Annotated in this window: 16 protein-coding genes; 4 read left to right on the top strand and 12 right to left on the bottom strand. The window is 64.1% G+C overall.

The window, feature by feature from the left end; translation table 11 throughout:
• Positions 1 to 55 precede the first annotated feature (55 nt).
• Together ACNJX8_RS19305 and ACNJX8_RS19300 are read left to right on the top strand one after the other, a co-directional pair.
• Complete coding sequence (locus tag ACNJX8_RS19305; protein ID WP_128937370.1) at positions 56 to 1,213, top strand: MFS transporter; 1,158 nt, start codon at positions 56 to 58, stop codon at positions 1,211 to 1,213.
• 31 nt (positions 1,214 to 1,244) lie between these two features.
• Complete coding sequence (locus ACNJX8_RS19300) at positions 1,245 to 1,436, top strand: hypothetical protein (protein ID WP_128933355.1); 192 nt, start codon at positions 1,245 to 1,247, stop codon at positions 1,434 to 1,436.
• A gap of 100 nt (positions 1,437 to 1,536) precedes the next feature.
• Here ACNJX8_RS19300 and ACNJX8_RS19295 read toward each other — a convergent pair whose 3' ends face one another.
• From ACNJX8_RS19295 to dmeF, 3 genes are all read right to left on the bottom strand, one after another.
• Positions 1,537 to 2,415, bottom strand: a complete 879-nt coding sequence (locus ACNJX8_RS19295; protein ID WP_128933354.1) for a DMT family transporter — start codon at positions 2,413 to 2,415, stop codon at positions 1,537 to 1,539.
• Positions 2,416 to 2,557: 142 nt separating this feature from the next.
• Entirely contained in the window at positions 2,558 to 3,388 is an 831-nt protein-coding gene (locus ACNJX8_RS19290) for an N-acyl homoserine lactonase family protein (protein WP_128933353.1), read from the bottom strand.
• A gap of 79 nt (positions 3,389 to 3,467) precedes the next feature.
• Positions 3,468 to 4,454 (bottom strand): CDF family Co(II)/Ni(II) efflux transporter DmeF, encoded by a 987-nt coding sequence (gene dmeF, locus ACNJX8_RS19285; RefSeq protein ID WP_128933352.1) that lies wholly within the window; start codon positions 4,452 to 4,454, stop codon positions 3,468 to 3,470.
• 197 nt (positions 4,455 to 4,651) lie between these two features.
• Between dmeF and ACNJX8_RS19280 the strand changes: the two genes are divergently transcribed.
• Positions 4,652 to 5,470 (top strand): chromate resistance protein ChrB domain-containing protein, encoded by an 819-nt coding sequence (locus tag ACNJX8_RS19280; RefSeq protein ID WP_164940805.1) that lies wholly within the window; start codon positions 4,652 to 4,654, stop codon positions 5,468 to 5,470.
• On the top strand, positions 5,470 to 6,855 hold the full coding sequence (gene chrA / locus ACNJX8_RS19275; RefSeq protein ID WP_439361690.1) for a chromate efflux transporter: 1,386 nt from the start codon (positions 5,470 to 5,472) through the stop codon (positions 6,853 to 6,855). The genes ACNJX8_RS19280 and chrA overlap by 1 nt, the downstream gene beginning before the upstream one ends.
• 86 nt (positions 6,856 to 6,941) lie before the next feature.
• On the opposite strand, the gene ACNJX8_RS19270 is transcribed toward chrA, so the two are convergent.
• From ACNJX8_RS19270 to lepB, 9 genes are all read right to left on the bottom strand, one after another.
• On the bottom strand, positions 6,942 to 8,348 hold the full coding sequence (locus tag ACNJX8_RS19270; RefSeq protein WP_128933349.1) for an FAD-dependent oxidoreductase: 1,407 nt from the start codon (positions 8,346 to 8,348) through the stop codon (positions 6,942 to 6,944).
• Between the two features lie 298 nt (positions 8,349 to 8,646).
• Positions 8,647 to 9,072, bottom strand: a complete 426-nt coding sequence (locus tag ACNJX8_RS19265; RefSeq protein WP_128933348.1) for a YybH family protein — start codon at positions 9,070 to 9,072, stop codon at positions 8,647 to 8,649.
• Positions 9,073 to 9,936: 864 nt separating this feature from the next.
• Complete coding sequence (gene parC / locus ACNJX8_RS19260) at positions 9,937 to 12,195, bottom strand: DNA topoisomerase IV subunit A (RefSeq protein WP_091893230.1); 2,259 nt, start codon at positions 12,193 to 12,195, stop codon at positions 9,937 to 9,939.
• A gap of 61 nt (positions 12,196 to 12,256) precedes the next feature.
• Positions 12,257 to 12,541 (bottom strand): hypothetical protein, encoded by a 285-nt coding sequence (locus tag ACNJX8_RS19255; protein WP_128933346.1) that lies wholly within the window; start codon positions 12,539 to 12,541, stop codon positions 12,257 to 12,259.
• A 101-nt stretch (positions 12,542 to 12,642) separates the two neighbouring features.
• Positions 12,643 to 13,395, bottom strand: a complete 753-nt coding sequence (recO, locus tag ACNJX8_RS19250) for a DNA repair protein RecO (RefSeq protein WP_128933345.1) — start codon at positions 13,393 to 13,395, stop codon at positions 12,643 to 12,645.
• 137 nt (positions 13,396 to 13,532) lie between these two features.
• Positions 13,533 to 13,913, bottom strand: a complete 381-nt coding sequence (locus ACNJX8_RS19245) for a hypothetical protein (RefSeq protein ID WP_128933344.1) — start codon at positions 13,911 to 13,913, stop codon at positions 13,533 to 13,535.
• Between the two features lie 21 nt (positions 13,914 to 13,934).
• Positions 13,935 to 14,861 carry a GTPase Era gene (gene era, locus ACNJX8_RS19240; protein ID WP_128933343.1) on the bottom strand — a complete coding sequence of 309 codons (927 nt, stop codon included), beginning with the start codon at positions 14,859 to 14,861 and terminating at the stop codon, positions 13,935 to 13,937.
• Positions 14,851 to 15,672, bottom strand: a complete 822-nt coding sequence (gene rnc / locus ACNJX8_RS19235; RefSeq protein ID WP_128933342.1) for a ribonuclease III — start codon at positions 15,670 to 15,672, stop codon at positions 14,851 to 14,853. The genes era and rnc overlap by 11 nt, the downstream gene beginning before the upstream one ends.
• The gene (gene lepB / locus ACNJX8_RS19230; RefSeq protein ID WP_091893218.1) at positions 15,669 to 16,433 is read right to left on the bottom strand and encodes a signal peptidase I; all 765 of its coding nucleotides are present in this window, start codon (positions 16,431 to 16,433) and stop codon (positions 15,669 to 15,671) included. The genes rnc and lepB overlap by 4 nt, the downstream gene beginning before the upstream one ends.
• Between the last annotated feature and the right edge of the window lie 95 nt (positions 16,434 to 16,528).

The following is a 16,528-nucleotide window of genomic DNA, read 5'->3' as shown; positions in this document are numbered from 1 at the left end:
GGCTGCAAATGCCGGCGATGATGACTTTGTCGGCCAGAATCGGAAGCACGCGCAAATGACCCAGCGCCAGCTTCCGATCATCCTGGCGCTCGGCACCACGCAGACCCTGGCCTGGGCTTCCAGCTATTATCTGCCGGCGCTGCTTGCCGATCCCATGGCGCACGACCTCGGCGTCTCCTCCAACTGGATCTTCGGCGCGTTCTCGGCTTCGCTCGTGATCGCGGCGATGCTCGGCCCGCGCATCGGGCGACAGATCGATCTTGTCGGCGGACGGCAGGTGCTGTCGGCCTCAAACCTGACCATCGCCGCCGGCCTCGTCCTGCTCGGGCTCTCGCAGTCGGTGGCGGTGATGGCGATCGCCTGGCTCGTGCTCGGCATCGGCATGGCGATGGGCCTCTATGACGCCGCCTTCGCCGCGCTCGGCCGCATCTATGGCACCGAGGCGCGCAGGCCCATCACCGGCATCACGCTGATGGCGGGCTTCGCCTCCACGGTCGGCTGGCCGCTCACCGCCTGGGGGCTGTCGCATATCGGCTGGCGCGAGACGTGCTTTGCCTGGGCCGCCGCCAACATCCTGGTCGGCCTGCCTCTCAACTTCTTCATGCTCCCGGCGATCAAGGGCGCCAGGCAGGCCGCAGCGACCGCCGAGAAGCCGCACCTGCCGCTCGACCGCACCATGATCCTGCTCGCCTTCATCTTCGCCGCGGTCTGGACCGTCACCGGGGCGATGGCCGCGCATTTCCCGCGCATCCTGGAGACGACGGGCGCAACGCCGGTCGAGGCCATCGCAGCCGGCGCGCTGATCGGGCCGGCCCAGGTCGGCGCACGCATCCTCGAAGCCGGCGTCCTCAGCCGTTTCCATCCGCTGTGGTCGACGCGGCTCGCCTGCCTCACCCATCCGATCGGCGCGGTGGTCGTGGCGATCTTCGGCGGCGCTGCGGCGAGCGCGTTTGCGCTGTTCCACGGCTCCGGCAATGGCATCCTGACGATCGCGCGCGGCACGCTTCCGCTCGCGATCTTCGGGCCGAAGGACTTCGGCTATCGTCTCGGCATCATCGGCGCGCCGGCGCGGATGGCGCAGGCGGTGGCGCCGCTCGCCTTCGGCCTGCTGATCGACGTCATGGGCGCCAAGGTGCTGATCGTCTCCTCCGCGCTCAGCCTCTCGGCGTTGGCGGCCCTGTTCCTGATCCGCCCGGAGCGACGCCCGGATTGACCGCCCAGCCACTTTCACGCACAAGCGGGCCATGAGCGAAGACGCCGGCCCGCCCCGCACATTCAAAGGCCTCCTGCGCTGGGCGACCACGCCGCCGCAGGCCTGGGGCGTCTATCTCCTCGCCATCCTGCTGGTATGGCTGCTCTCGTTCTATGCCGGCACGCTGAAGCCGAAGAAGACGCCCGAAACGAGTCCGCCCGCGGCAACCGTCCCGCGGAGCTAGAGCATGATCCGGAAAAGTGTGCAGCGGTTTTCCGAAAAGATCATGCTCAAAACAAAAACCTAAAGCGCGGTGACGATTCATCCTAGGCTCATCGCGCGCTTTAGGCCGGCTTCGTCTCGCTGGTCGCGATCCAGATCCCGGCGAACACCGCAAGCAGGCCGACAAGCAGATTGGGCGTAATCGGCTCGCCGATGAGCAGCGCCGCCAGCAGAGCGGCAGCGATCGGATTGACCGTCATGGTGTTGGCGACGCGGGTCGGCGTTGCCCGCCGCAGCGCCATGACCCAGAGGATGAAGGCGAGCGCACCGCCGCCAATGCCCAGATAAATGCCGGCGATCCACTGCGCCGTCGCGAAGTGATCGAGCGCCGCGAAGCTGCCCTTCACCAGACCCGCCAGCACCAGCACGACGGCGCCCGCACCCATGCCGACGGTGAGAAAGCCGAGCGCGCTCGATCGCTGCATGAGCGGACGCGACAATACGTTGTAGAAAGCCATGCAGAATACGGCCGCTGTCATGATCAATTCGCCACGCCAGGCTCCTGGCGGACTCTGCGCCAGGCCCGCGGCCAGCGCCGCGGCCACGCCGAGCACGGCGATGCCGACGCCGGTGATCTTGCGCGCCGTCAGCCGCTCGACGCCAAGCAGCGCTCCGACCACCATGGTGTGGAGCGGCAACGTCGCGAGCGCAAGACTGGCGCGCGCGGCGGTCGTGTAGGACACCGCGATGTTGTAGAGGATGAAGAACAGGCCGAAGAAGCAGACGCCAAGCAGCGCCACGGCCGGCCAATCGGGCCGCTGCGGCCAGCGCACGCCGAGCATCAGCGCGCATGGCAGGAGGCAGAAAAAGCCGATCCCCCAGCGCAGGATCGCGAGCAGGATGGGATCGGCGCCGCCGACGAGATAGCGAGTAATGGCCGCCGCCGTGCCACCGAGGCTGCTCGACGCCAGCGCGATCGCAACCCCGGCCCATTCGCCCACGATCATCTCCTGTTGCGGAGCTTTCGCGGGCCCTAGCACGCAGCTGCTGCCAGCATCATGGCAGCAACGTCGTCACGCACCCAGTTCTTATTTTGACGCGTTTTCTTGGCGCGAACCGGTGTCCACTTCGCTGGAAAACGCTCTACTCGTAAAACTCCGGCGCCATCTTCTGGCTGTCGCGCTGGGCCTTGTCGTGGTTGATCCAGAGCTGGGCTTTTTCCTTGGCGAGCGTGTCGGCGATCTTCTGCATCGAGGCCGCGGTCTGGTCCTTGCTCACGTTCATGCTGGGCACGCGGCGATTGTCCCAATTGTCTTTGAAGTGCACGGCATCGCCCGACAGGATCACCGCGCCGGTCTTCGGCAATTTCACCAGCAGCGACTGGTGCCCCGGCGTGTGGCCGGGCGTCGACAGGATCGTCATGCTGCCGTCGCCGAACACGTCCTTATCGCCCGCCAGCAGTTCGACCGGATGTGACGGCTTGAAGCGCGGCTCGTTGTTGGCGGCGGGCCAATCATATTCGGCCTTCTGCACATAGAGCGTGGCCTGCGGGAACAGTTCGACATTGCCGGTGTGATCGGGATGCGTGTGCGAAACCGCCATCGCCTTGATGTCGGCGGGCTTGACGCCGAGCTGCTCGAGCTGGGCAGCAAGCGTCTTCGGCCGGCGCCAGGTGACGGCTTTGGGATCGGCGGGCACGAGCCCATTCGGCATCGCGGCGACGGAATCGGCAATGCCGGTGTCCCACAGGAACCAGCCCTTGCTGTGCTTGATGAGATAGCAGGTGTCGACGAAGTCCATCGTCTTGCCTTCGTTCAGGCCGGGCGTCCAGCGCGAGATGTCGCCCGCGGTGCCCTCGCCACAATTGAGCACGTAGAGCCTTTCGACGCCGGTCTTTTCCGATTGTGCCAGCGCTGAAGGGCTGGACAGAGCGAGTGCAGCAATGGCGAGCGCGAACTTCATCCTGGGCATCATTGTTGTTCCTCCCGTACAGCCATGCAGGCCACGACCGAGGATCAACCCCGGCCCGTTCGCGGAATTCCCGTAAAGCCCGTCAATGCGGGCAGGTCTCGACCTCGACCGTGACGTGGCTGAGGCCCTTCAGCCCGGCCAGTCGCCGTTTGTAGACGGCCGGCTGCTTCGGCTGGTCCGACACCACCGAGAGCAGCACGGCACAATGGCCGGGGCCAACCTGCCACAGGTGCAAATCGGTGACGCGGTCGTCACCGATCTCCATGCGCGCCCGGATCACCCGCTCCAGCTTCTCGTCGGCGCGCACGTCGAGCAGCACCGCACCTGATGACTTGATCAGGCCGAACGCCCAGCTCGCGATCACGACGCTGCCGATCAGGCCGACGGCTGGATCGGCCCAGATCCAGCCTGAATACATCGCGACGACGAGTGCCGCGATCGCCAGCACCGAGGTCGCCGCATCAGCCATGACGTGCACATAGGCAGCGCGAAGATTGTTGTCGTGATGATGATGGTAGTGATGGCCATGATGATCATGGTCGTTGTCATGATCATCGCGATGATCATGCGCGTGGCTATGGCCGTGATCATGGCCGTGATGGTGGTGATCGTGGCTGCCGCGCAAAAGCCACGCGCTGGCGAGGTTGACGCACAGGCCGAGCGCGGCAACCGCGATCGCCTCGCCATAGACGATCGGCACCGGGGCGATCAGCCGTAGCACGCTCTCATAGGCGATCTCGACCGCGATCAGGCCCAGGATGATCGCGCTGGAGAAGGCGGCGAGATCGCCGAACTTGCCGGTGCCGAAGGTGAAATGCGCATTTCCGAGGTGCCGGCGCGCGAAACGATACGCGAACGCCGCAATGCCGAGCGCGGCCGCATGCGTTCCCATGTGCCAGCCGTCGGCGAGCAGCGCCATGGAACCGAACAGCGAGCCGGCGACGATCTCACCGACCATCATGACCAGCGTCAGGACGACCACGAGCCAGGTGCGCCGCTCGTTCTCCTCGTGCTTGTCGCCGAGGAAGGCGTGGTCGTGGGTCCATTGCTCGATGGAGTGCGAGTGCATCGAATTCTCCAGAAAATTCAGGTCTGTCGGCGCGCAGTATAGACCGCCGGGGTCCGATTTTCTAAGGCCCAATCGTCCAGTGGATTGACAGTCCAGCTTAGTTTCGCTGTAATCTGCGCCATGGGGATTTGAGCGATCTCCCCACGAGGCGACATGCCCAAGTATCGCGTCCCGTTCGGTTTTTGCGAGGACGCATCATGTCTACTTTCACGACCATATCATCCGACAAATTGGCGCGCCTGATCGGCACGGCCAATGCCCCTGCACTTATCGATGTTCGGACCGAGGAGGATTTTGCCGCTGATCAGCGGCTGATCCCCGGCTCGATCAAGCTCAGCCACGACAAGGTCCAGGACTGGGGCCGCGACTTCGCCGGCCGCCGGGCGATCGTCGCGTGCCTGCGCGGCGAAAAGCTCGCACAGGGCACGGCGGCCTGGCTGCGCCAGCTCGGCGTCCAGGCCGAGACGCTGGAAGGCGGCTTCGAGGGCTGGAAGACAGCCAAGCTGCCGCTGCTCGACACGCGCAAGCTGCCGCCGCGCGATGCGAGGGGGCGCACCGTCTGGGTCACGCGGGCGCGGCCGAAGATCGACCGCATTGCCTGCCCCTGGCTGATCCGTCGCTTTGTCGACCCCAACGCGGTGTTCCTGTATGTGACACCGTCCGAGGTGGTCGGCGTCGGTGAGCGGTTCAATGCAGCTCCCTTCGACATCGAGAACGTGTTCTGGAGCCACCGCGGCGAGCTCTGTACCTTCGACGTCATGATCGAGGAATTCGGGATCGCCTCGCCTGCCCTGCTCCGGCTCGCGACGCTGGTGCGCGGCGCCGACACCGCGCGGCCCGATCTCGCGCCAGAGGCGCCGGGCCTGCTCGCGGCCTCGCTCGGACTGTCGCGCATGTATGACGATGACCTCGAACAGCTCGAGGCCGGCATGCTGCTCTACGACGCCTTCTACCGCTGGTGCCGCGATGCCACGGCCGAGACCCACAACTGGCCGACCAACAAGGTGAAGGCGTAATGGATACCCGTAACCTTCAAGCAGGAGCTGACGCCGGTCACGGCGTCAGCTTCAATGAGGCATTTCGCGTCTGGCTGCGCGTCGCGTCCTTGAGCTTCGGTGGGCCCGCCGGCCAGATCGCCGTGATGCATCGCATCCTGGTCGAGGAGAAGAAGTGGATCTCCGAAGGCCGTTTCCTGCATGCGCTGAACTACTGCATGCTGCTGCCGGGACCGGAGGCGCAGCAGCTGGCGACCTATGTGGGCTGGCTGATGCATCGCACCGCCGGCGGGCTGATGGCGGGCGGGCTGTTCATCCTGCCCGGCATCATCGCCATCATGGGCCTCAGCTACGTCTACGCCGCCTACGGCAATGTCAGCTTCGTCGAGGCGCTGTTCTTCGGGCTGAAAGCCGCTGTGCTCGCCATCGTCGTCGAGGCTGTGGTGCGCGTCGGCAAGCGCGCGCTCAAGAACCGCATCATGATCGCGCTCGCGGCCGCGGCCTTCGTCGCGATCTTCTTCCTCGCGGTGCCCTTCCCGATCATCATCATCGCTGCCGGCATCATCGGCTATGCCGGCGCCAGAAGTGGCCGTCCGGAATTCGCGCCGGCCGGTCACGGCCATGGCGGCAACAATGCTGCAATCGACAGCATGCTCGGCGAAGCCGTGCCCGAGCATGTGCGTGCCAACACCGGGCGCGCGATCCGTGTCGGTGCGTTGTGGCTTGCGCTTTGGCTCGTGCCAGTCGTGACGCTGCTCGCGGCCTTCGGTCAGGACAACGTCTTCAGCCAGATCGCGCTGTTCTTCTCAAAAATGTCGCTGGTCACCTTCGGCGGCGCGTATGCCGTGCTGGCCTATGTCGCGCAGCAGGCGGTCGAGCATTATCATTGGCTGAAGCCGCACGAGATGCTGGACGGCCTCGGCATGGCCGAGACCACGCCCGGCCCGCTGATCATGGTGCTCCAGTTCGTCGGCTTCATGGCGGCCTATCGCGACGCAAGCGGCCTGTCGCCGATGCTTGCGGCAACGTTCGGCGGACTGCTCGCGACCTGGGTCACCTTCACGCCCTGCTTCCTCTGGATCTTCGTCGGCGCGCCCTATATCGAGCGCCTGCGCGGCAATACGGGATTGGCCGGCGCACTCAGCGCGATCACCGCCGCGGTGGTCGGCGTGATCCTGAACCTCTCGATCTGGTTCGCGCTACACACGCTGTTCCGCGAGACCGTGCCGGTGCACGCGTTTCCATTCGACTTCGACAGGCCGGTGCTGACGAGCGTCGATGTTCCGGCGCTGGTGCTGTCGATCGCGGCCGCCACCGCGATCTTCCGCTTCAAGCTCGGCATGCTCACGGTGCTTGCGGGCAGCAGCGCCGCCGGCGTGGCGCTACGGCTGGCGGGGGTGATCTAGGGCGTGGTTAGCAAGAGAAACGAATGTTTCGCGCCGAGCGATGCTCCCCATAACCACGCGCGGAAGTGTGGCTGGCTTCGCTAGGATCAGCCATCCAGTAGCGCTGCCATCCGTTGTCGATCGACGATGCTGGGGTCTTGCGGCAATTGACAGCCGTCCAACTCGGCCAGTTTTGCGGCTACATGCGGTCTAGCGATGACGTCCTGAGGCAGCGCAAGGCACATTGCGATTTCGATCAGGCCACGGAGCACGTCTGCGTCTTGGGATGATGCCACCAGAAGCTTGGCCATGACTGGGTTGGGCGCGGGCATCGGCATGCCCTCTTCCAGAGCTGTCATTTCGGCGATCCGAACGCGGTCCGCGGCGATCTGATTTCGATAAAACGGACCGACTTGGCTTTCGGTGTCAGCGTCGTATTCCCGGGAGAAAGCTCCGGGATCGTCGATGTGTCGGCGGGCAACATTACGGAGCACCTGCGCGTGCAGAAGGCCGACGCTCAAGCCGCGTCCGGCGGACGGATTGGTGCACGCCCATGCATCACCTACAGCGGCGAATCCCGTGACGACCGGCCGACCATCGACGACAAACCGCCGGTATCGGTCGACAACTCCCGTCATCAGAAGGACGGGCGTTACTGGCTCGCCGTCGAGCCAATGGGCTTGCCGCGGACATGCGGAGACGACGCGATGGAATGTCGCCGTATCGCGCAAGGCTCGCATCGCCTTGTTCTTCGACGAGGTATACAAAGTGATCGACCAGGTGTCATTGTCCCCGTCCAGCGTAAGGATCGAAAACAAGCCCATCGGCGTGAGTGCACGTCCCGTCCTGCGAGGCCGCCGTTGCCCTGAGAAATACCGCGTAAAATAAGCGAAGTTGCTATCCTCGCATTCCTCGATCGGGCTACGGGCACCCGCGCTGACGATCCAATCGCAGGCCGCGCTTCGTCGTCCCATGGCGTCGATTACCAGATCAGCGCGAATCTCTTCGCCAGATGTCGTGCGTACCCCTGCAACGTGCGGCACACCTCGGATCGCCGAAGCGCCCGTGATCAGTTCTCGAACCTTGGTGCCCCGACGAATGGTCACGTTAGGTGCCACTTGCGCCATTGCAGCTACGGCGCATTCAATAATGGGCCTCCGACCGGTGACGAAGCGTATGGCCTCGTCGCCCGGACGCGGCGTCCGATCCGTTATGGTTGGGGGAAGAGATCGACTGTCCAGATAGTCCACCCAAACGCAACCGGCTCGAAGCAGACCATCAGTCAACCCCGGCAATTCCTGATCGCTGATCATCCGAAATCGCGAACTGAGGTTATGAGGTTGCCTGAATTGGGCAACTCCCGGACGTTCCCACGAATTCCATCCCTCGGCCGGCGCGGCAGGTTGATCGGCCGGGTCAGCCTCTAGGACTGTGACTCGGTGGCCATCGCGACCAAGCATCGTCGCTGTGCACAATCCAATCACGCCTCCGCCGCAAATTAGGATTTTGCTCATCCGTTCTCCCCCTAGAGTTCGGCCGACCGCGGAAGTCGCGCGGAATCGTCATCATCTCCTCCCGGCGAAACGACGACGATCCTCATGCGCGCATGGTTCTTCAAGATATAGGTCGACGTGGCGAACGGGAGGTTCAAAGCTCTCAGCCTGCCTTCGGAGCCGGATGTCACAGGTGAGCCCATTGATCGGTGATGTCAGCGTGAGCAAATCACGTCTGTTATGCCCCACCAAACGGACCTCAATGAGAACCGCCGCCACTTCGCTGATGGGTCAACAACAGACACGTACGCCGACTGGCCTACTTGCCCTCGTTCCATATGTCGGTGGCGAGCTTCCAGTCATTTCCGACCTTTTCCCAAACAACGACGTACTTCCCAGTCACTTCCTGCGGTGTCGGCCCTTTGGTCTTCAGAGCAAACGTGCCGATCTCGCGTGCCGCCAAAGGGCCGAGCGCCTTCACATCAACAGTCGTGAGCTTCGGGTCGCCGACTTGTTCCGCCATGCTTTTCCACATGACTTCGATGGCTGCTCGGCCCCGCGCCATCGAAGAACCGGGCGGCAAAGCGATCGCATCAGCGCTATAGAGCGACGCAATGCCAGGGAAATCACCCTTGTTGAAAAATTCGACAAATTTGTTGTTGATCGCTTCAATCTCGGGCTTCTGAGCCAAAGCCGGAGTCGACAGCGAGTTCACGAATGCCATCACCAATACGATGTTGCGCATGATCGTCTCCAACTCAATGTACGATTCGAATGCAGCGCGGCTGTTGCTCCACAGAGCATGCAATGCCGCATCCCAGACCGTGTTTGACGAAACAGCAACTCCGGGGAATTACTGTAAGAAATATTGACGAACTAAGTGCACGACACGACGCGGACAGCGTCTTCGCATGGTTTCGGGGGCGAGCACACGCCAGCCCTCGAAGTCCCAACGGAGACGTGCGCGGACGGAGAAGTCGTGTGGTCCTGACGCCCGGGGTCTGCGCGTCAAGTCCTGCGGTGATGCCTGCGACCCAACCGGGTCCGCACATCAGCCATCTGCAGGGCGATGGGGGCAATAGTGCATCGCTCCCCGGGGAGAGCACGAAGGACACCGTTAAAACCATTCGCGCAGGGAAGGCCGGGCGACCGGCATCACCTGTGGTCCACCCCCGTGTGCATTTCTACAGCGCACGGACCTGCGGGTGCCAGCCGGCGCCCGGCCTTCCCTGCGCCCTTGTCTTTTTCGAGGGTGCACCTGGAGCAAAACTCGGGCGAATGCGCCGCGGGAATGCGAACGCTCGCGCGCTATTTGAAATGTGAATTGCAGAGCGATGGCCGCCCGGCTTGCTCCGTCATTGCGAGCGCAGCGAAGCAATCCAGAGTCTTTCCGCGGCGGGATTCTGGATTGCTTCGCTGCGCTCGCAATGACGGTGGAAAGACAGGTGCTCGCTTCACGCTCTCTCGTGCCCCGGACGCAGTGCAGCGCTACTTCAGCGGTGCGCTGCAGAGCCGGGGCCCATGTCTCCGAGCAATCCGTGCAGCGTGGGTCCCGGCTCTGCGCAGCAACGCGAAAAGCGTTGCAGCGCGTCCGGGACACGGGACCGCCCTACCCGATCACCCGGCCGAACTTGTTCGACTTCGGAAAACCCTTTGGCGGCAGGCGGCCGGCATCGGCGCGGGTGCCTTGCCACTCGGCGAGCTCCTTCATGGTCGCCGAGAATTCGCGACCCGCGGAGTCCTTCCAGGTCAGGCCCGCCTTGGCGTCGAACACCGCAACGTCGGAGAGGCCGCCGTCCTTGTATTTCTGCAGGCGCACGCCGCGGCCGCGGGCCATCTCCGGCACCTGGTCGAGCGGGAAGATCAGCATCTTGCGGTTGTCGCCGATGACCGCGACGGTGTCGCCAAGCACCTCGGTGATCGCACGCGCCTCGTTCGGCATGTCGACGTTGAGGACCTGCTTGCCCTTCTTGGTGGTGCCGACGCAATCGTCCTCGTTGACGACAAAACCTTGGCCCTCGTGGCTCGCGACCAGGAATTTGCGTCCGCCCTTGTTGACGAACAGCGCAACTGGCGCCGCCTCCTGCTCGAGGTCGATGAACAGGCGGATCGGCTCGCCATGGCCGCGGCCGCCCGGAAGTTTGGCCACGTCGAGCGAGTAGAATTTTCCGTTGGTGGCGAACAGCAGCAGCTTCGACGTCGTCTCGGCGAAGAAGGCGAAGCCGAGCTTGTCGTCCTGCTTGAAGGCAAGGCCCGAGAGATCCTCGACATGCCCCTTCATGGTGCGGATCCAGCCCTTGTCGGAGACCACGACCGTCACCGGCTCGCGCTCGACGAAGGCTTCCTCGATCGCGGCGAGATCGTGCTCGGGTGCATCCGCAAAGGTGGTGCGGCGCTTGCCGAGCGGCGTCTTGGGTCCGAACATGTCGCGGACCTTGCCGACCTGCTCGCCGACCTTCTTCCACTGCTCGGCTTCGGAAGCAAGCACGCCTTCAATGCCCTTTAGCTCCTTGCGGAGATCCCTGTCCTCGTTGCGGATCTCCATTTCCTCGAGCCTGCGCAGATTGCGCAAACGCATATTGAGGATGGCCTCCGCCTGGATCTCGGTGAGCTTGAACGCCTTGATCAGGGCCGGCTTCGGCTCGTCCTCGGTGCGGATGATCTTGATCACCTTGTCGAGGTTCAGATAGGCGACGAGATGACCGCCAAGCACTTCCAGGCGGTGCTCGATCTGCGCCTTGCGGTAGTTGCTGCGGCGGATCAGCACGTCGCGCAGATGATCGAGCCATTCGCGCAAGCACTCCGCGAGCCCCACGACCTTGGGAATGCGGCCCTTGATCAGCACGTTGAGGTTCAGCGGAATCTTGCTTTCGAGCTCGGTCAGCCGGAACAGCGATTCCATCATCAGGGCGGGATCGACGTTCTTCGACTTCGGCTCGATGACGAGGCGGACGTCTTCGGCCGACTCGTCCCTGATGTCGCCGACCAGCGGCAGCTTCTTCTGGTCGAGCAGCTCAGCGATCTTCTCGACCATCCGCGACTTCTGCACCAGATACGGAATCTCGGTGACGACAACCACCCAGGTACCGCGCGCACCCTCCTCCTGCTGCCACTTGGCGCGGACGCGAAACGAGCCGCGGCCCGTGGTGTAAGCTTCCGCAATCGCCTGCTTGGAATCGACGCAGATGCCGCCAGTCGGGAAATCCGGGCCCTTGACCCATTTCAGCAGCGCCTTGGATTTCGCGTCGGGCTTCTCGATCAGATGCAGCGCGGCATCGCACAGCTCGGCGGCGTTGTGCGGCGGGATCGAGGTCGCCATGCCGACCGCGATTCCTTGCGCGCCATTGGCGAGCAGATTCGGGAAGCCGCCCGGCAGCACGATCGGCTCTTTCGACTGGCCGTCGTAATTGGCGCGGAATTCGACGCCGTCCTCGTCGATGCCCTCGAGCAGAAGCCGCGCGACGTCGGTCATGCGCGCTTCGGTGTAGCGGTAGGCGGCGGGATTATCGCCGTCGATATTGCCAAAGTTGCCCTGGCCGTCGACCAGCGGGTAGCGCGAGGAGAAATCCTGCGCAAGGCGCACCATGGCGTCGTAGATCGCCTGGTCGCCATGCGGATGGAACGAGCCCATCACGTCGCCGACGATTTTTGCGGATTTCTTGAAGGCCGTGCCGGGGTCGAGGCGGAGCAGGCGCATGCCGTAGAGGATGCGCCGGTGCACCGGCTTCAGGCCGTCGCGTGCGTCCGGCAGCGCACGGTGCATGATGGTGGAGAGCGCATAGGCGAGATAGCGCTCTTCCAGCGCGTCACGCAGCGGCACCTCGTGAATTTCGGCCGGTTCTTCCGGCGGAACGATTCGTTTTCCCATGCCGCCCGGTTAAACCGTGGAAGCGAATCGGGCAAGGATCGATTGGTTCCCTGGGGGCGGCCTACTGGCCGGCCCAGCCGGCTGTCACAGGCTGGGTCTTGGATTGGCCAGGGGATTGAGCCGGCGGCGCATTGGTCACACAGCGGCGGGCGGCGTCGATTTCGGCCTCGGTCGCGCCGTGGGACCGCGCCCATGCCTCTGCGGCCGCAGCAGAATATTTGGCCACATAGTACCGGACAACCGTGCAGGACGCCCGGCGAAATACGCCAGGTTGCGGCTCGCCGGCCATTGCATCAGGCGCAAACGCGAGCAGCGCCGCGGATAAGGCGAATCCCCTGATCAACATTTAGGCTGTCCCCCATTGTGGAACCCGCGAGCCAATTCCGGCCGGCCTGATTTGGTTCCCGGAAAATCTATGCTGGCTGGCAAGGCAGAAACGCGATTTCATCATGGCGCCGGGATTGCCGCCCTCGCCTGCTGCCGCATCAAGGCGTTGATGAAGCCGGCGCGCGCGTCGGAATGGCCCTGACCGCGCGGCTCCAGCACGTGGCGCAGCAGGAACAGACCGGTGAGCCGAAAACCGTCCAGGAGATCCTGCTCCGTGAGATCGGTCTGCACCTCGCCCTGGCGCAGGAATGGCGGCAGGCGTAGCAACCGGTCGCGCCACGGCTCGCCCGCGCCGCGCGACACCGCGCCGCCGGATTTGGGCGAGACATAGATCAGGTCCGTGGTCTCCCCGGTCACCGCACAATTTTCCAGCGCGAGCCCAAAGCCGAGCTCGGCGAGCATCGCCAGCTCGAAATGAATGACGTGCACGGCGGCGCCGCCGATATCGTCGAAATCGTCGAGCGAATGTTCGAGCAGCGCAAAGATCGCCTCATGCGGATCGCGCTCGGGCAGCAGCCGCGCAATCGAGGCCAGATGGGTGACGCCGTAGACCCCGTAGGACGATGCCAGCAGCGTCGCTGCGCGCAGCTTCAATCCCTCGATCGCATAGGTACCGAGATGCTCGTCGAGCCGCGCCCGCCACACCGCACTGACGCTGTTCCCCGGCTGCAAAAGCGGCCGCATCCGCGAGCCGGCGCCGCCGCGGACGAGACCGAGATGGCGGCCATGCGCGCGCGTCAGCAGCTCGACGATGGCGCTCGACTCGCCATGCCGCCGCACACCCAGCACGATGCCTTCGTCGGTCCATTCCATGGGAGGAAGTGTAGCCCATTCGAGGGGCCGTAGGGTGGGCAAAGCGAAGCGTGCCCACCGATTTTGATCCATGGCCAAACTTGGTGGGCACGGCGCGCAAGGGTGCGTGCGCCCATTCTACGGCACCGCGTGAAACTTCACGCGTTGAACCAGCCCTGCGCATCCCCGGTGAAGGAGAAATACAGTCCCATCGTGGTCAGCACGCAGGAGACGACCTCGATGGCGCTGTCGAGCTGCATGCCCTTCTCGCCGATGATCTGGCCGAGCGAGATCACCGACAGCACGAGGGCTGCCGCGAGCACCCAGCGCGGCCAGTTCTTGCGCCAATGCGCAGCGAGCCAAACGAAATAGAACAGTAGCAGGATCATGCCGCCGGCGATCAGCGTCGCCGTCGTGATCATCTGCTCGGTCATCTCGGCATTGGGCGTGCGATCCTGCACCGCGACTGACAGGGCATCCAACATCAACGATGCATAGAGCAGCGCTTCGAAGCGCCGGACGTTGCTGGGCACGCTCATCGGATACCGATCTTTGCTTGGCTATTCCTTGGGGAAGTCCAGCCCCATCTCGCGATAGCGATCGGGATCATCGCCCCAGTTCTCGCGCACCTTGACGAACAGGAACAGATGCACCGGCACGTCCAAGATCTGCATCAGCTCTTTGCGCGAGTCCGCGCCGATCGACTTGATGGTGGCGCCGCCCTTGCCGAGCACGATCTTGCGCTGGCTTTCACGCTCGACGAAGATCGTCTGCTCGATGCGCACCGACTTGTCCTTGCGCTCCTCCCACTTGTCGGTCTCGACCGTGGACTGGTAGGGCAATTCCTGGTGCAGCTTCTGATAGATTTTTTCGCGCGTGATTTCGGCAGCCAGCTGCCGCATCGGCGCGTCCGACATCTGGTCCTCGGGATAGAGGAACGGGCCTGGCGGCACCATCTCGGCCAACGTCGTGCGGATGTCGTCGACGCCGTCGCCTGAGATTGCCGCAATCATGAAGGTCTTCGCGAACTTCATGCGCTCGTTGGCGGCCTGCGCCAGCGCCAGTAGCTTCTCTCGCTGGACCAGATCGACCTTGTTGATCACCAAAATCTTCTCGTGGTTGACGCTGGCCGCCTTGGCGAGGATCGCCTCGGCCTCCTCGTCAATACCCGTCTTGGCATCGAGCAGCACGCAGACGAGATCGGCGTCGTGCGCCCCACTCCAGGCGGTCGAGACCATGGCGCGGTCGAGCCGGCGCTTGGGCAGGAAGATGCCGGGCGTGTCGACCAGGATGATTTGCGCGTTGTTCTCGATCACGATGCCGCGGATCAGCGCGCGCGTGGTCTGCACCTTGCGCGAGACGATCGTGACCTTGGCCCCGACCAGCGCGTTGACCAGGGTGGACTTGCCGACATTCGGCGCACCGATCAGCGCAACGAAGCCGCAGCGCGTCGCGGTGGGCGCCTCGCCGCTTGCTTCAGCCGTCATTGCCGCCGCCAACGCCTTCGCGTTCGATCATCACTGAAGCTGCCACCTTCTCTGCCGCGCGCTTGCTGCCGCCGATGCCTTCGGCCGGGGCCAATCCCGGCAGGTCCACCGCGACGCGGAACTGCGGATCGTGGTGCGGGCCGGTGCGCTCGACCTCGCGGTAGACCGGGGTCGGCAGCCCCTTCCCCTGCGCCCATTCCTGGAGCACGGTCTTGGGGTCGCGCAAGGGACGGCGCGGCTTGTGCATGCGCTCGGTCCAGTTGCGCCTGACGAACTCGGCTGCCGCCGCATGGCCGCCGTCGAGGAAGATCGCGCCGATCACGGCCTCGCAGATGTCCCCGAGCACGCTCTTGCGCAGACGGGCGTCGGCGCTGGGGCCGACCGAGCCGAGCTTGATGTCGTCGACGAGGTCGAGCGATTTTGCGACGTCGGCGCAGCTCTCCTTGCGCACGAGCTCGGCAAGCCGCTTCGACAGCTCGCCTTCGTCGGCGTTCGGGAAGGCGTGGTAGAGCATGTCGGAGACGACCAGCCCGAGCACGTGGTCGCCGAGGAATTCCAGTCGCTGATAGCTGTCGCCGCGCTTGCGCCCGGACTTCAGCGCCGAGACATGCGTGATCGCCTGCATCAGGAGGTTCGGATCAGTGAAGCTGTGGCCGATGCGCGCCTCGAGCGCCGCGTTCGCATCAGTGCCTTTGGCCTTGCTGCTTCGCGTCCGCTTCTTCTTCGCCGGCGTTTTGGTCGCAGCTTCGCCATCAGGGGCGCCTTGCGCCTCCGTCGGTGGGGTCGCGATGTCCTTGGCTTCGTCTTTCATCGAACGATTTTGAAGAAACGATTCCAGCGCACCGCCCACGGCCAGCGCCAGAACATCCAGGCATGCTCGCCTTCGGCGATGGAGAAGAAGATCATCTGGGCGCGGCCGATCAAATTCTCCTGCGGCACATAACCGACTTGGCCGAGGAAGCGGCTGTCGGTCGAGTTGTCGCGGTTGTCGCCCATCATGAAGAAGTGGCCCTGCGGCACCGTGTAGACGTTGGTGTTGTCCATGTAGCCGTTGTCGGCGCAGTCCAGCGTCTCGTAGGACACGCCGTTCGGCAGCGTCTCCTTCCAGCGCTTCACCCGGGAGATGCCGCCGCCTTCGGAGCCGCACGGATCCTCCCCAACAAACTCGCTCATGCGCTGCCGCTCGACCGGGGTGTCGTTGATGTAGAGCAGACCGTCCCGCATCTGGATGCGGTCGCCGGGAAGACCGATCACGCGCTTGATGTAGTCGGTGGAATCGTCCTTGGGCAGGCGAAACACGACGATGTCGCCGCGGTTCGGGTCCGAGCTCCAGATCCGCCCGGAGAACAGCGGCGGGGAGAACGGGATCGAATAGTGGCTATAGCCGTAGGAATATTTCGAGACGAACAGATAGTCGCCGACCAGCAGCGTCGCCTTCATCGAGCCAGACGGGATGTTGAACGGCTGGAACAGGAACGTGCGGATCACCAGCGCGATCAGCAGAGCGTGAATCACGACCCGGATCGTTTCGCCGACGCCGCTCTCAGTTTTCGTTCCCGAAGTCACGCTCATTGCTCTCTCAATTCCGGCCGGCGGTCACAGAGCGCCCTCCTCCCGCGAACAGCCCATCGGTTCGCGGCCCAAGGAGATTGTCCTGATTCTGATAG

Source organism: Bradyrhizobium sp. SPXBL-04 (assembly GCF_051853035.1).
In the GTDB taxonomy this organism is placed as follows: Bacteria; Pseudomonadota; Alphaproteobacteria; order Rhizobiales; family Xanthobacteraceae; genus Bradyrhizobium; species Bradyrhizobium zhanjiangense.
The sequence above is the reverse complement of the archived record's forward strand: the minus strand, read 5'-3'. Positions and strand labels throughout refer to the sequence as shown.